The organism is Mucilaginibacter robiniae (assembly GCF_012849215.1).
GTDB classification, from domain to species: Bacteria; Bacteroidota; Bacteroidia; order Sphingobacteriales; family Sphingobacteriaceae; genus Mucilaginibacter; species Mucilaginibacter robiniae.
Window position 1 is genome coordinate 912,812 of sequence record NZ_CP051682.1, and the last position, 15,567, is coordinate 928,378.

Annotated in this window: 18 protein-coding genes; 7 read left to right on the forward strand and 11 right to left on the reverse strand. The window is 42.2% G+C overall.

Annotation, left to right across the window (positions count from 1 at the left end):
• Positions 1-49: 49 nt before the first annotated feature.
• A complete protein-coding gene (locus HH214_RS04105; protein ID WP_169606135.1) occupies positions 50-1,120 on the forward strand; it encodes a DUF4431 domain-containing protein in 1,071 nt (356 codons plus the stop codon).
• 194 nt (positions 1,121-1,314) lie between these two features.
• On the opposite strand, the gene HH214_RS04110 is transcribed toward HH214_RS04105, so the two are convergent.
• From HH214_RS04110 to HH214_RS04135, 7 genes are all read right to left on the reverse strand, one after another.
• Positions 1,315-1,464 (reverse strand): helix-turn-helix domain-containing protein, encoded by a 150-nt coding sequence (locus tag HH214_RS04110; protein ID WP_169606136.1) that lies wholly within the window; start codon positions 1,462-1,464, stop codon positions 1,315-1,317.
• Between the two features lie 148 nt (positions 1,465-1,612).
• Positions 1,613-2,455 (reverse strand): IS3 family transposase, encoded by an 843-nt coding sequence (locus HH214_RS04115; protein ID WP_390622373.1) that lies wholly within the window; start codon positions 2,453-2,455, stop codon positions 1,613-1,615.
• A gap of 20 nt (positions 2,456-2,475) precedes the next feature.
• Positions 2,476-2,742 carry a transposase gene (locus tag HH214_RS22290; RefSeq protein WP_390622374.1) on the reverse strand — a complete coding sequence of 89 codons (267 nt, stop codon included), beginning with the start codon at positions 2,740-2,742 and terminating at the stop codon, positions 2,476-2,478.
• Positions 2,743-2,801: 59 nt separating this feature from the next.
• Positions 2,802-3,635, reverse strand: coding sequence for an AAA family ATPase (locus HH214_RS04120; RefSeq protein ID WP_169606137.1), 834 nt, complete (start codon positions 3,633-3,635; stop codon positions 2,802-2,804).
• Between the two features lie 154 nt (positions 3,636-3,789).
• Positions 3,790-5,472, reverse strand: a complete 1,683-nt coding sequence (gene ettA, locus HH214_RS04125; RefSeq protein WP_169606138.1) for an energy-dependent translational throttle protein EttA — start codon at positions 5,470-5,472, stop codon at positions 3,790-3,792.
• 132 nt (positions 5,473-5,604) lie between these two features.
• Positions 5,605-6,771 (reverse strand): L-dopachrome tautomerase-related protein, encoded by a 1,167-nt coding sequence (locus HH214_RS04130; protein ID WP_211166302.1) that lies wholly within the window; start codon positions 6,769-6,771, stop codon positions 5,605-5,607.
• A gap of 29 nt (positions 6,772-6,800) precedes the next feature.
• Positions 6,801-7,040 carry a hypothetical protein gene (locus HH214_RS04135; protein ID WP_169606139.1) on the reverse strand — a complete coding sequence of 80 codons (240 nt, stop codon included), beginning with the start codon at positions 7,038-7,040 and terminating at the stop codon, positions 6,801-6,803.
• Positions 7,041-7,137: 97 nt separating this feature from the next.
• Between HH214_RS04135 and HH214_RS04140 the strand changes: the two genes are divergently transcribed.
• The gene (locus tag HH214_RS04140) at positions 7,138-7,785 is read left to right on the forward strand and encodes a DUF47 domain-containing protein (RefSeq protein ID WP_169606140.1); all 648 of its coding nucleotides are present in this window, start codon (positions 7,138-7,140) and stop codon (positions 7,783-7,785) included.
• 41 nt (positions 7,786-7,826) lie between these two features.
• Here HH214_RS04140 and HH214_RS04145 read toward each other — a convergent pair whose 3' ends face one another.
• Positions 7,827-8,933 carry a DUF3810 domain-containing protein gene (locus tag HH214_RS04145; protein WP_169606141.1) on the reverse strand — a complete coding sequence of 369 codons (1,107 nt, stop codon included), beginning with the start codon at positions 8,931-8,933 and terminating at the stop codon, positions 7,827-7,829.
• 41 nt (positions 8,934-8,974) lie between these two features.
• The gene (locus HH214_RS04150; RefSeq protein ID WP_169606142.1) at positions 8,975-9,169 is read right to left on the reverse strand and encodes a hypothetical protein; all 195 of its coding nucleotides are present in this window, start codon (positions 9,167-9,169) and stop codon (positions 8,975-8,977) included.
• A 363-nt stretch (positions 9,170-9,532) separates the two neighbouring features.
• On the opposite strand from HH214_RS04150, the gene HH214_RS04155 reads away from it, so the two are divergent.
• On the forward strand, positions 9,533-10,405 hold the full coding sequence (locus HH214_RS04155) for a hypothetical protein (protein WP_169606143.1): 873 nt from the start codon (positions 9,533-9,535) through the stop codon (positions 10,403-10,405).
• Between the two features lie 94 nt (positions 10,406-10,499).
• A complete protein-coding gene (locus tag HH214_RS04160) occupies positions 10,500-11,198 on the forward strand; it encodes a DsbA family oxidoreductase (protein WP_169606144.1) in 699 nt (232 codons plus the stop codon).
• A gap of 149 nt (positions 11,199-11,347) precedes the next feature.
• Here the strand turns inward: HH214_RS04160 and upp are convergent, their stop codons facing one another.
• The gene (gene upp, locus HH214_RS04165; RefSeq protein ID WP_169606145.1) at positions 11,348-11,992 is read right to left on the reverse strand and encodes a uracil phosphoribosyltransferase; all 645 of its coding nucleotides are present in this window, start codon (positions 11,990-11,992) and stop codon (positions 11,348-11,350) included.
• A gap of 184 nt (positions 11,993-12,176) precedes the next feature.
• On the opposite strand from upp, the gene uvrB reads away from it, so the two are divergent.
• Positions 12,177-14,198: an excinuclease ABC subunit UvrB gene (uvrB, locus tag HH214_RS04170; RefSeq protein WP_169606146.1), complete on the forward strand. Its 2,022-nt coding sequence runs from the start codon at positions 12,177-12,179 to the stop codon at positions 14,196-14,198.
• Positions 14,199-14,275: 77 nt separating this feature from the next.
• Here uvrB and HH214_RS04175 read toward each other — a convergent pair whose 3' ends face one another.
• Positions 14,276-14,725, reverse strand: coding sequence for a DoxX family protein (locus tag HH214_RS04175; RefSeq protein ID WP_169606147.1), 450 nt, complete (start codon positions 14,723-14,725; stop codon positions 14,276-14,278).
• A gap of 269 nt (positions 14,726-14,994) precedes the next feature.
• Here HH214_RS04175 and HH214_RS04180 point away from each other — a divergent pair, with 269 nt between their 5' ends.
• Complete coding sequence (locus HH214_RS04180) at positions 14,995-15,246, forward strand: DUF4834 family protein (protein ID WP_169606148.1); 252 nt, start codon at positions 14,995-14,997, stop codon at positions 15,244-15,246.
• 5 nt (positions 15,247-15,251) lie between these two features.
• A complete protein-coding gene (locus tag HH214_RS04185; protein ID WP_169606149.1) occupies positions 15,252-15,566 on the forward strand; it encodes a hypothetical protein in 315 nt (104 codons plus the stop codon).
• The last annotated feature ends 1 nt before the right edge of the window (position 15,567 follow it).

Consider the following 15,567-nt stretch of genomic DNA (forward strand, 5'->3'; position numbering starts at 1 on the left):
AAAGGTATATTGCATATACTTAAATTGATACATAGAATTTTATACTAATATGAATGCAACTTGGGCTTCAGGCGCAATTGAGTTACTTGAACATGCAGATGGACATATTAATCTAACTACTGCATTTGATAAACGCATAGCTTTTATAAGTATTGATAATGCCGTTGAAACAAGCATCAAAATTTATCTATCGCTACCTAACTTTGGGGGAACTTCTGGACCTTCCAAAAGAGAGGTTGATGAATGTAACAATAGTTTTAGTAAATATCTTCTGCTATTGGAAAAATATGCAAGTAAAAAGTTAGTAGGTATTGAGATTGCTGATATTGAGTTCTTTCATAGGATAAGAAATAAGCTATATCATGAAGGAACAGGACTGAGTGTTGATGAAGAACAATTAAATGCCTACTACAGAATCGTAAAAATTTTATTAGAGAAACTTTTCAATGTTAATTACACCTCAAAATTTGAAGGTTTGTCATTAGAAAGAGTAATTGAAACCTGGAATCAGATTGAGGAGTATTTGTCTGAAATCTTTGCTGGCTTACGTAATGGTGGAACCTACAAGTGGGAAGAGGCTGTTCATGAAGGATTATTATACTACGACTTGGTCTTTCAGATTACTGAACTACAATTATTAAGGAACAAAGTAGTTCATTCAAACAATATTGACAAAGATGAATTGTCGAGTGCCGTCAAAAAATCCGATTTCGTTAGAAATGAATTGAAAGAAATTATTAAAAAAAGAAACTTCTTTTTTGATCCATCAATATCTGAAATAAAAGGTAAGGTCTCTTTAAATTATTTTAGTGGCATTTATTACAATAGCATAGGCGATTCAAATAACGAACTTTTGAATGAAGAATTGCAAGAAACGGTCTGGATGTTAAATTTGGAAACACCTATCAATGTTCATCAAGAAACAGCTATTGCAGAATCTGGAGGCTATAATTCTTCACAGTATGACATCCAAAGAGTTCAATTAGCATTAGGGTATTATAAATCTGATTTAAAGAAATTTGAGGGTAAAACAGTCATAATTAAAGGAAAATTTTGGGGTGCACATACATCACATCATTACACATCTGTACTCTTAGACGTTATAAGTATAAAAGAATAAACTTTTGTCTTAGCAGGTTTTCTCGTTAGAGGAATCTGAGTTAAGGCTAAGTTATTAGTATAGCTAACTAGCCCACCATAAAAGCAGTTATAATTGTCTGTGAGGACACAGACAATGGCGGAGAGAAAGATAAGAACTAAGGTGTTATGCACATACAGTTTACTACCTCTGCCTTCTCCTTGTACTCCTAATCATCAAACTACCGGCGGCATTACCTTATGCAACTTGCGGTTTACGGTAGCTACGGAAATTTGTAAGGTGGCGGCGATTTGTCGCTGACTCATGCCTTGCTTAGCCAGTTCTGCAATCCGGGGTTCTAAATGGCTAATATGATCCAAGTGCATCTGCTCTGCGGCGTAGCCGGTAAATTCATATTGTAGAAACCAGCTTTTCCTAACCAGTTTGCACAGACAAACGTTATCAACGCCATATGTAACCCTCCCTTAGTTCGGACTGGTATCATATAGACTTATTGATTCAAAAATATAATTATTATTGTTGTAACTGTGGGGATGTTGGAAACTCGGTAGAGTTTCTGGTATCTCCACAGTTTCGCCGCTTATACAGGTCTGGCGTTATACCTCCCAATGCTTCATGTGGCCTGCTGAAATTGTAATCTTCCATCCACTCATCGGCTAAAATCTGTACCTGATCAATGTCCTCAAATAGGTAAGCGTCCAAGATGTTTTCCCTGAAAGTTCTATTAAAGCGTTCGATATAGCCGTTTTGCATAGGCTTGCCCGGTTGTGTGAATTGCACGGTTATATCTTTGCTTTCACACCAATCCTTAAACTCCTTGCTGTTAAACTCTGGCCCGTTATCTACCCTGATACAGTTTGGTTTACCTTGCTCATGAATGGTTCGCTCCAGAATCTGAGTGACCCGCACGGCTGGTATGGTATAAGCAGCTTCTACGGCAATAGCTTCCTGGTTATAATCGTCAATAATGTTCAGCGTTCGGAACCTTCTTTTGTTCATCAGCACATCACACATGAAATCCATTGACCACGTATCTCCAGCCTGCTCAGGCACGATCAGTGGGACTTTGACCCTTGCCGGTACACGCCGGCGTACCTTACGGCGCTTATTCATGCCCAGTAGTAAGTAAACTCGTCTTACACGCTTGTAGTTCCATAGCAATCCTTGCTGGCGAATCCTGCTGTAATATAGATCCTGGCCTTCGGTTGGATGGCGTTCAGATAATTCAATTAGTTTATCAATGGTCCCAGAATCATCCCGGACATTCTTATAGTAATACATGGATTTGGGCAGCTTTACTACCCGACAAGCCCTGCTAATGCTTACGCTGTAACTTTCCAGTAAGTAAGCAACCATGTCTTTGCGCTGGCAGGGCTTCAGAACTTTTTTGAAAGAACGTCCTTTAGCATCTTATTGTCTAGCGCTAGTTCTGCATACATGTGTTTAAGCTTGCGGTTTTCTTCTTCCAACTCCTTCAGACGCTTTAGCTCCTGGCTGTCCATGCCAGCATACTTCTTTCGCCAGTTATAAAAGGTGGATTTGTGAATGCCGAGTTCACGGCAGATATCAGTTAGCTCACGGCCACCTTCATATTCCTTGATGGCTTTGACAATCTGTGCTTCGGTGATAATAGAGTTCTTCATTATTGACTGTTTAAAGTTAAGACTTTTCGTCCTCTAAGCAGTCCGACTTTTAGGAGGGGTTACACATACACTTCGTGCGTGTTGCGTTGCTTAATTTGCTTCAGGTAGCGTAAGCCTTTTTCCTGATAACTTTCGCCGATTGCAAAAGCACTATCACAAAAGTTAATGAGCATTTTGCTACCTTGTAAATCATTACGGGTAATGGGTTTGAGTGGATTGCGCTTAGGCGTATGCGCCAGCACCAGGATAGAAAGGTTAAATTTAGCTTTCAGATATTTCAGGTGTTTCATGAGCGGCAAGGCATCAGCGGCCTTTTCCGTACCGCTGCGCAGACAGGTTAGGTTATCAATAATCAGTACCGTTGCCTGTGTTTTGTTAATGGCGCTTTCTATAGCACTATTAAGCTGATGTTCACGATCTTTAAATCCAGGTGTCAGTTCAGACATGGGGTTAAACTCCGCCCGGAAAAAGCGTGCGCCGAAGGTGTGCGGGTTGCCTGTAGCCGGGTCGCGGTAGCGTTGTTCAAACTGCTTGGCTGTTAGTTCAAAATCAATATACAGCACTACCTGCCGGCGGTCCATATCCAACCCGAAAGGCTCAATGCGTTCAGCACGGGCCAAACTGTTAGCCAGTTGTACCGCCAGCATGGATTTACCCATGTTCGTATCGGCAAACAAAACACAAAGCTCGTGCTCGTACCAAAACTCGCCGAAAAGCCGTTTAGGCATTGGCGTATTGCATTCCTGTTTCAGCCATTCGTCGCCGGTTTTTACCGTCAGTACCACACCAGCTGGTGTGTAATTTAGCCTTTGCGTGGTGTTCTCCCGTATCTCCGAACGGAGCATCTCAATTTCCAACGGCCGCAAAGCACTTAGCGGGATAGAATCATACATAATAAAAAAGTTTATGCCGAAAATCAGCATAAACTTTTAACAGCATGGTGGCACTGTTTTGCCAGTACTGACAGAACAGTGCCACCACTGCCAATGGTTTGTCAGTGTTACAGGTGTTACACACTGAAACATGTAACACCTGTAACAGCTAGATTTAACCTACCAGTTTTTTATATTTAATACGTTTGGGTGCTACATCGCCCAAGCGTTTTTTGCGGTTTTCTTCATAATCGGAATAATTACCTTCAAAGAAGTAAACCTGTGAGTCGCCCTCGAAAGCCAGAATGTGTGTACAGATACGGTCCAGGAACCAGCGGTCGTGACTAATTACCACGGCACAGCCACCAAAGTTCTCCAAGGCTTCTTCCAATGAACGCAGCGTGTTCACATCGATATCGTTAGTCGGCTCATCCAGCAGCAACACGTTCGAACCTTTTTTCAGCGTAATAGCCAAATGCACCCGGTTACGCTCACCACCCGACAGTACTTCCACTTTCTTCTGCTGATCGCCACCGTTGAAGTTAAAGCGCGATACATAAGCACGTGAGTTGGTGCTGCGGTTGCCCAGCATCATGGTTTCCTGACCATCAGTAATGTTCTCCCAAACCGATTTTTTAGGGTCCAAATCGTTGTGCATCTGGTCAACATAACCCAATGCTACCGTTTCGCCCACCCGGAAGGTACCGGCATCGGGCTGCTCCTGCCCGGTAATCAAACGGAACAAGGTCGTTTTACCCGCACCATTCGGACCAATAATACCCACAATACCCGCAGGCGGCAACGAGAAGGTCAAGTTTTCAAATAATACCCGATCACCATAGGTTTTGGTAACGTTATTCACCTCAATCACCACATTACCCAATCTTGGACCTGGCGGGATGAACAGCTCCAGTTTTTCTTCGCGCTCCTTGGTTTCTTCAGAAGCCAGTTTCTCGTAGTTAGCCAAACGCGCCTTGCCTTTAGCATGGCGGGCTTTCGGAGCCATACGCACCCATTCCAACTCGCGCTCCAAAGTTTTCTGGCGTTTGCTTTCGGTTTTCTCTTCCTGCACCAAACGTTTTGATTTCTGGTCTAACCAGGAAGAATAGTTACCCTTCCACGGAATGCCTTCGCCACGGTCCAGCTCTAAAATCCAGCCGGCTACGTTATCCAGGAAGTAGCGGTCGTGGGTTACGGCTATAACGGTGCCTTTGTATTGTTTCAGGTGTTGCTCCAACCAGTCAATACTTTCGGCATCCAAGTGGTTGGTCGGCTCATCCAGCAACAAAACATCCGGTTCCTGCAACAGCAAACGGCACAACGCCACCCGGCGGCGCTCACCACCTGATAGTACGCCAATTTTAGCTTCCGGATCAGGGCAACGCAGGGCATCCATAGCACGTTCCAGCTTGGTGTCAATTTCCCAAGCGTTTACGGCATCAATTTTATCCTGCAATTCACCTTGGCGTGCCATTAGCTTATCCATGGCATCCATATCTTCGTAATACTCCGGCAAACCAAATTTTTCATTGATTTCCTCATACTCTTTCAAAATGGCGGTAATTTCGGCTACACCTTCTTGTACCACCTCGAGCACCGTTTTATTGGGATCGAGTTCAGGTTCCTGAGCTAGGTAGCCTACCGAATAACCCGGCGAAAAAACCACCTCACCCTGATAAGATTTATCCAGCCCGGCTATAACTTTTAATAAAGATGATTTACCTGAACCATTTAAACCAATAACCCCAATTTTGGCGCCATAGAAAAACGACAGGTAAACGTTTTTGAGTACTTGTTTTTGAGGCGGATAGATTTTACTCACTCCCGCCATCGAGAATATAATTTTTTCGTCGGCCATCTAAGTTTTAATAAGTTCGGGCAAATATCGGGTAAATGAATGGAACTTGTATAAAGGCTGTCGTATTCCGGTATAAATAAAAGCGCCTGCAATTTTAGGTTGCAGGCGCTTTTATTTGTAGTGCATTTATGATTATTGGGGCAGCTTCACTTTAAATACATGGTAAGGCTCGGTACGCTTGTTTACATGGTTGTTGAAATCCGGTTGCTTGTGAATCTGTGAGGTGGTTATGTAGATATAACCATCTTTAGAAATGGAGTAAGTATCCGGCCAGATCAAGCTTTTGCTTTTGAACCAGGTATGGGCTTTCAGCTGTGGGTCTAACACCACCATACGGTAGTTTACCATATCACCTAGGTACAGGTTGCCTTTCTTGTCGAATATCATACCATCCGTACTAACTACATCACCCAAATTTTGAACTTCGCCGCTTAATTGGTTAGGGGTCAATTTCTCATTTAGTAAAGAGGCTGTTTTAATACGATATAACTTTTTGTCGGTAATGGTTTTATAGTACAACCAGTTGTTATCTGGTGTCAAGGCAATACCATCTGAGTTAAATACTACCGGCTGACCTTGTTTCAACAACTGGTGACCATCAATTACAAACTTGGCATTCGGATCAGGGTGTACTGATTTATGCATTTGCAATACCTGGCGAGATTTGCCGGTTTTCAAATCCAATATCACAATACCGCCCGTACCTGAGTTGGTAATATAAGCCATTTGCTTTTTAGTATCTACTCGGATATCATTCAGGTAGCTGCTATTATCAATAGTAGTACCGAAGCGATAAACCTTTTCAATTTTGTTGGTATTCAGGTTAAACTTCACCACCTTAGCGCCATTGCCGACTACTTTGTTCAAAAATGGTGCGGCAGGGTCAACAATGTACAGGTAGTCGTCATCATCCACGTAGGCGGTTTGTACGCACACCCATTTGTTCTGACCGTCTTCGCCGGTTTTCCACTCGTTCATGGCAGCGTCCGGGAAAGGTTTGGCCGTACCATCGGGCATGACTTCCACCACGGCATATTTGTACGTGGTTGACCAACGCGGATAAGTTACAAACAACCGGTTTTTGGCCGATACAGCTACGCCGGTAAACTGGTAAGTATTATCGGCATACACCTGCTGTAATTTAGGCTGTTGTGCCTGAGCAGGTTTTGTAACAGCTACCATACCGGCAACAGCTACAGAAGTTAAAAGGCAGATGATGTTTTTCATACTGCTGTTAACCTGATATACATTCAAAAAGTTTAGTTCTTTTTCATACACTCTAGCTCTAAACCAGAACATTAATACGGCTTAAAATTTTAATACATACATTAAATTTTCCGAAAGCTGGTAGCAATGACTGCCAGTTCTGAATCGGTAATCAGTTCAGGTTGATGAAATTGTTGCAATATTAGGCTAAGAGGCACATCAATTATACCCTGCGTAGTTTTTACAATAACGCCCTGATCATGTATGGTATGATCTTTATAGGAGCCGATATGATGGTCAGAGTCAGATAAACGGATTAAGATTTCAACAATGGGGTATGTGGGTAAGTCATCTTTCGGCATGGCGCAAAAATAAGTTAACGCAAGCATAACCATACATTAACATTCTGTTAACAGAACCAAAGTAATTTAACATTGTATTGATATATACATATTCATTATGAAAACAACTCTGCTCGGCCAGTTTCTTCCCGATAATAATCAAGTATTCTATAACTTATTCAATGAAGCTTCGGCCAACAGTACTGCTATGGCTAAATTACTGTATGAAGCTGTGAGTTCCAGCTCAACGCAGGAGCAGAAAAATCAATTTAACCAAATTAGCCGGCTAAAAAACAAAGCTCATGAGCTTAAACGTCAGGTATATGCCGTATCAGGCAAAGCCTTTGTTTCGCCTTTTGAACGTAATGATATGTACAGCCTGGTATCTGCTATTTACAATGTAGCCGACTATATTGATAATGCTGCCCGCCGTATTAACCTGTATGCCATCGACGTAATTACGCCGCCGCTGAAAGAATTATGCAACCTGATTGTAGAAGCTAGTGTAGCGCTTGAAGGTTGCATTAGAGCCATGAATAACCTTCGCCAAAACGATATTATTGAAGCGGGTTGTAACCAAGTTAAGTTGTTGGAATACCATGCTGACCAAGTGTATGACAAAGCTTTAGCTGCTTTAAACCACGATGAAACTAACATTTTTCAGGTTTTAAAGTACAGTGAAATATTTTCTGCTCTGGAAAAAACGACTGACAAATGCGAACATGCTACCTATGTAATTGAAAGCATTTTAATTAAGAATAGCTAACCATACTCAAAGCAGTTAACCCAAATTAACCTTTCAAAGCTTTAGTTATTACGCTCCGGTCTGCGAGCCTTGGTGGCCTGCTTTTGTTGGTAATAAGCCATGGTTAACCGAATCATGCGGTTGTAAGTGCGTAAGCCTTCGGGTTGGTTGTTGGCTTTTAAAAATTGATTATAAAACACTGCCGTAATTTTATCCAGCTTACCAGCATAAGAAGTCCAGTATAAGCTATCTGTCCGCATGTCCTGTCTTACCTGTACTGAAAGCCTTTGTTTGAGCTGGTAGTAAGCTACCGAATCGCGCCGGCGGATGTGGTACAAAAACTCATCTGCCGCCAGATAATAAGCTGAATAACACAGTGCACGATTGTGAGAACCGATGCCAGCCAGAAAACCGATAAAGTTAGCTTCATCCTCACGCCCATAGCCCATTTGGTGCCCCATTTCATGGCAGCAGGTAAAAGGCCGGTCAAACCAAGGCATTTGGCTATTGATTTGCGCCTCGCCGGTAAACGGATTATAATAGCCGGAGGTAGCCTGGTAGTTTAGCAAAGGGGTAAACAAAGATGACTTTACATGAGGATAAACCGTGTAAAAAGCGGTGTTAATTCGGCTGAGTTGATTAATAGCCTGAACAGCAGTTTGCTGTAGTACGGAATTATTGGTCGAGGTATCAGCAACAGTTATCCTACTACGATGGGCATTAGCACTATCAATTAACAAGGTAGTGATGGTATTGAGGTTATTTAGGCTATAGGTGCTATCCTGCAAATTCAGGCGCTTAGCCAATGGGGGCCTGAAATAGTTCAATCCCCACAACAAGTAAAAAGCGGTAATAGCTATCTGGAGGATAATAATCAATCGAAGCACAAACCACCCTAGCAGTCTGAACTGTTTTCTAAGGGTTAATACTACTATTTGAAAAAGTGCATACAGTATACCGATGATGGCTATCAAATAGAATACATCACCTACGCTGAAAGGAAATAGATTGAATATCGGGTGCCAAAAAGAACTAACCAATACGTATGCACTTCCTGCATAATACTTTTCAATCCAATCGGGATAATGACCAGCTATAACCAGCATAATTAGCACTATACTTAATGCGGCTATAACCAGCAATTTGTGGTACAATGGTCTAATCACCATGCCACAAAAGAAATCATCCTGCTATAATTCACCAAATAAAGTTATTCCTCGTCCAGTATTTCCTGATAATATACCGTTTCCAAGAATAAGCCATACTTAATGGCAACTTGTGCTTTTATAGATTCCAACTTCTCTTTAACAGTTGCAGGATTTATATCTTCCTCCAAAGTGTAATAGAAAATAGCATTCTCTGTTCCGCTATTAATAAACTTATAATGTTTTACAGCCCTTTCCATAATTTATATAGTTTAATGAGTTGGTTTAAACGTTTTTAACAAGTGCTACCTGCAACTACCTGAATACATCCGGTAATCAAATGCGTTACTAGGCTTTAATAAAAATAAAAGCATGAATCATACCTTCTATATTAAAACGCAGTCATATGCTTTTTCATGTGCAAGATAAATATACATCTTTTAAAATAAAGTGTTCCATATCATATATTACAGGCACACTCTTCATTGCTTAACAAAATAGCATGATTACCATACATTTTATACCATATCAACAATAAACATAGTATTTATTAGTTTAGTTGATAAATGCAGAAGTTAAATCTGATTCACAAGCTACGCAAAAAAAGGCTCTTGCTGCCTATTATGATATTGATATTAGAGTTGGCCGCGTACGCCCAAAAAAAGGGTGGCGACAAAGGTTTAATAGCTGGCTATTTACAGGCAGATGAACTAGGCGAAACTTCGGGCATTGCAGCATCCACTCAGCATCCTGATACGTACTATATCCATAATGATAGTGGCGATACGAACCGCTTTTTTGCCATTAGCAGCAATGGCAAACTTAAAGGCACTTATTATTATCAAACCAATACCGGCAATGTTCGTGCTTATGATTGTGAAGATATTGCTATGGGGCCAGGCCCGGTAAACGGTCAAAGTTACATTTACCTGGGTGATATTGGCGATAATGGCTCATACCGTAAGTTCATCACCGTGTACCGTATGGCCGAACCCGAGCTACCCGCAACCGAGGGCAGCAAACAGGAAGTCGCCGCCTCTGCCTTAAACTTAAAATATCCGGATGGAGCACGTGATGCAGAAACCCTGATGGTTGACCCAGTAGAAAAACTGATTTACGTAGTATCAAAACGCGAAAGTCAGGTAGCTATATATACGGCTCCACTTTCTTATCATGATAATGATACGGTCACTATGACGCGCCGTTGTCAAATTCATTTTAAGGGCATTCGTCCGTTTAAGTGGATTGTAGCAGGCGATATATCACACGATGGCAGTCAGGTGCTGTTAAAAAGTTATACCCGCGTGTACTACTGGAAACGTCAAGGCAACGAACCGGTTTGGCAAACCATGCAACGGCCTCCACAAGAGTTATCTTACGAACAGGAACACCAGGGCGAAGCGATAGGCTTTGCTACAGATGGGCATAGCTACTATACGGTAAGTGAGGGCAAAAAGTCGCCTATTTATCATTATCAGTTATCTACCACACGTTAACTCATGCTCTGTCATTTGGCAGCAACAAATCAGTAGCTGGCATGAGTTGAAGCGTTGCATCTGTTAACTTTACGTCAATAAATAGGTAAGTGTAATGAAAGTTGAAATCTGGTCGGATGTCATGTGCCCGTTCTGCTATATTGGTAAACGGCGTTTTGAAGAAGCTTTATCTCACTTTGATCATCAAGATGAAGTGCAGGTAGAATGGAAAAGCTTTCAGCTAAATCCGCTGTTAAAAACGGATACCAGCATCAGCGTATATCAATCATTAGCTGATAGCAAAGGTTGGCAACCAGAGTATGCCCGCCAGGTAACGGAACAGGTAACCGAGTTGGCAGCGCAGGTTGGCCTCACCTATAATTTTGATTTTGCCGTAGTAGCCAATAGCTTTAATGCACATCGGCTTAGTCAGCTCGCTAAAAAGCATAACTTGAGCGATGCTGCTGAAGAACAACTGTTCAGAGCTTACTTTACTGATGGCAAAAACATTGACGACCAAGATACATTGCTTGATATTGGTTTGCGTATCGGCTTAGATGCCGAAGAGGTAAAGCAAGCCTTACAATCCGACGCTTACACTAATGCGGTTCATCAAGACATTTACGAGGCTGAAACCTTGAACATCAGAGGAGTTCCTTTTTTTGTACTTGATGATAAATATGCCGTGTCGGGTGCTCAACCAGCCGAAGTTTTTCTAAATACCTTGCAAACAGCTTACCTTGATCAACAGCAGGAAACCACCACATCGGCTACCGAAGGTCCGGCTTGTGATGCGGATGGAAATTGTGAATAGGTGAAAGCACGTCGCCGTTGTCTGTGAGGACACAGACAACACAATTTATTAGGTAAGGAAGATTTTTAACATTGTTTGTTAAAATGCAACAATCAACGACATGTATGTACCCCTCCTATCTTCTTAAAATCAAGCTCCACATCCTCAACTTACATCTTATCCCCAAAAGCTAAATCGCCAGCATCACCTAAGCCAGGAACGATAAAAGATTTGGTGGTCATTTCTTCATCAATAGCGCCTATCCATAAATTGGCCATAGGCAGATGGGCCCGTACATGTTCCACACCTTCGGTACTGGCTATAACAGCAGCTATGTGTAGGGCTTTGAGCTGATATTGCCCTAAAAGCTCTTTACATACTTCTACTACGCTTTGCCCGGTAGCCAGCATGGTATCGCACAAAATAAGAGTTTTACCTCCCAGATCAGGAGCGGCAATATGTTCAATCTGGATAGTAAAGCTACCGTTTTTATGCGTTTTACGATAAGCCGTAATAAATGCAGATGTCGCCTGATCGAAGAAATTCATAAACCCTTGGTGCAGCGGCAAACCAGCCCGCAAGATGGTACCCAATACGGGTTGCTCAGCAGGGGTATTAATTTGCGCTATGCCCAACGGCGTTTGCACTTCCGAAGGCTGATACGTTAACTGTTTACTAATTTCATACGCCAGCACCTCACCTATCCGTTCCTGATTGCGCCGGAAACGCATACGATCTTGCTGTAGTTGCACATCGCGCATTTCGGCCAAAAAACGGTTACAGATAGTGTTACTGTTGTTTAAAATAAATAGCATAACAAAATACAAGTTAGAAAAAGCACCGGAACCTAAACACCCGATTAAAACACATTGTAAATAAACTATTTATTATTTACAAACGTTTTATCCTTCACATTAATTTTTGTGCACTTGAAAACGTTGCTATCAATTTTAGCAATAGCTTTCGGGTTTTGCAATTATTTGCGTATATTTATACTACATGGATTTTAAAATTAATTCACATTACAAACCCACTGGCGACCAGCCCGGGGCCATAAAGCAATTGGTAGATGGCGTACAAAGCGGGGAGCTGTACCAAACCCTGCTGGGTGTTACCGGCTCGGGTAAAACATTTAGCATAGCCAACGTGATTGAACAAACCCAGCGCCCTACCCTGGTGCTGAGCCATAATAAAACACTAGCTGCTCAGTTGTACGGCGAGTTTAAACAGTTTTTTCCGGAAAATGCGGTAAACTACTTCGTATCCTACTACGATTATTATCAGCCTGAGGCGTTCATACCCACCACCAATACTTATATTGAAAAGGACTTACAGATTAATGACGAGATTGAGAAACTACGTTTACGTACCACCTCGGCTTTAATGTCGGGCCGACGGGATGTAATTGTGGTATCTTCCATTTCATGCATTTACGGTATGGGTAACCCGGAAGATTTTGCCAATTCAGTTTTCCGTTTTGGTGTAGGTACCCGCATCAGCCGCAATGCTTTTTTGCACCGCCTGGTAGAAATTCTGTATGCCCGCACTACTGCCGAGTTTAAGCGCGGTACCTTCCGGGTAAAAGGTGATACGGTAGATATCTATCCGGCTTATTTGGATTATGCTTACCGTGTATCCTTTTATGGCGATGATATTGAAGAGCTCAGCAGCTTCGACCCCTCCAACGGTAAAACTATTGAGAAGTTCCCGAACATGGTGGTATTCCCGGCCAACCTGTACGTAGCACCGCGCGACCGATTTACTAAATCCATTTGGGCTATACAGGAAGAACTGGAAATCCGCAAGCAACAGTTTATTGATGAAAAACGCTTTCTGGAAGCCAAGCGATTGGAAGAAAGAGTGAACTACGATTTGGAGATGATACGCGAACTGGGCTACTGTTCGGGTATTGAGAACTACTCGCGCTTTTTTGATGGCCGTAAACCGGGTATGCGCCCATTCTGCTTGCTGGATTATTTCCCGGATGATTACCTGATGGTGATTGATGAGAGTCACGTTACTGTACCACAGATACGCGCCATGTATGGCGGCGACCGTTCGCGCAAGATATCGCTGGTAGAATATGGCTTCCGTTTGCCGGCAGCTATGGACAACCGTCCGCTTAACTTTCAGGAATTTGAACGTTTAGCGCCGCAAACCATCTACGTAAGTGCTACACCCGGCGATTTTGAACTGGAAAAATCAGACGGTGTAGTAATTGAACAGGTTATACGTCCAACCGGATTGCTTGACCCGCTGATTGAGATTCGTCCGATAATTAACCAGGTAGACGACTTGTTGGATGAGGTAGATAAAACCATTAAACAAGGAGATCGCGTACTGGTGACTACCTTAACCAAGCGTATGTCGGAAGAGCTGGCCAAATACATGGACCGACTGGGTATTAAGTGCCGGTACATCCACTCGGAAGTGAAAACGTTAGATCGGGTAGAGATTTTACGCGGCTTGCGCCTGGGCGAATTTGATGTATTGATTGGTATTAACCTATTGCGGGAAGGTTTGGATTTACCCGAGGTATCTTTAGTAGCCATTCTGGATGCCGATAAGGAGGGTTTCCTGCGTTCGGAACGTTCGTTGATACAAACTATTGGTCGTGCGGCCCGTAACGACCGCGGCCGGGTAATTATGTATGCGGATAATATTACCGAGAGTATGCGCGTCACCATTGATGAAACCACCCGCCGCCGCGAAAAACAGATTGCTTACAATACCGATCATGGTATTGTACCTAAAACCGTAGGCAAATCTAAAGAAGCTATTATTGAACAAACTTCGGTAATTGACTTTAAAGGCGGTGTGCAACAGCCTTACATGGAAAGCGAAGAAATAAGCATAGCTGCCGACCCAATTGTGCAGTACATGAGCAAAGCCGACCTGAAGAAAGCTATTGACAATACCAAAAAAGAAATGCTGGCGGCCGCCAAAGACATGGACTTCCTGCAAGCGGCCAAACTACGCGACGAAATGTTTGCGCTTGAAAAAATGCTGAACGAGAAGTAAGAGTTAAAATGTAGTAACTTTAACATAGTTCCATACTGTTGCCTGTGCATGCATAAGCAACAGTATGGAATATACAATTAAATGGCCTTTTGCTTGGGGGCTTTTACCAGCAACACGCCATTGCCCTCAACTAAAAAGCAAATAAGGCCTAATAGCACGACCACTGACAACCCGAATTCAGCATAAGGCCTGAATAAGGTTAGTTGCAGGTTAACTAAAAAGACTGCACCGATAAGCACTGGTAAATTCAGCAGACAACATAAACGGGTATTAGTACCCAAGGCTATACAAACCCCGCCAATAAGATGCAAAGCAATAATCAGGTGAGCTAACAAGCTGATAGAGATGGCCAAACCCAGCTTGTCATCTATATGGCTTTCTATCAGGAAAAACCTTAATGCATGCAGGTTTAAGATGAAAGAAACGCCTTTCCAGACTAAAACAACTCCTAAAATAATTCTGAAAACATCCAGCCATTTGGGGTGATGCTGATCGCCCCAGCTTTGAATTTTAGCAAGCACTTTCATAGCGATTTATATATTGGTCATTATAAAGTTACAAAGCTTTTCAGGTAATTGTAATAGCTATTTTGCCCTTTATTTCATCCTTGTAAGTAGCGTTACGCATGAATATGATTGCTGTTCTTGGTTTATTATAGCTCGATCTAAAACTCTGATAACTATCCTTTGACTTATAATTTTATATGCCTTTTTGACAACCCGCTAACCTTACCCATCAGCATAAAAAAACTTTTTTAGCGTTAAGTACTTATATTTGTACTGCAATTTCATTGTTCATGATACTATTACGCTTTTTACTGGTGGCTATTTGTGTACTGTACATTGTACGCAGTTTGGCACGTATCTTTTTACCAATGCTGTTTCAGGGCATGATTAACAAAGCCCAGCAACAACAGCACAAACAAAACTATCAGCAGCAGCCTAACCGCCCTGAAGGTAGAATTAAGGTAGATTATATTCCTCCGGCTAAAAAGAATACCGTACCCGATTCAGAAGGTGATTTTATAGATTACGAAGAAGTAAAATAGCTTTTATGGTACCTGAAAACATTTTTAAAGACCGTCACTATAGCTCGCAAGCGATTATTGGCCTAATTACTGCCAACTACATTGTTTTTGCCCTGGCCGTAGAAATATTTGTATCGTGCACATCGGTTAACTGGTTTTTCTGGATAGTACTGGCTGGTTTGGCAGTATACAACTACTTTACCATACGCCGCAACGAGGATGAATTTGCCGAAAAGCGCACTAAAATTATTTACGTAATCAGCCTTGTAGGCTTAGGCATTATTTACTACCTGCTGGCTTTTGCAGCACAGCATTGCCAGGTTTCGGTTCCGGCAAAGTAAT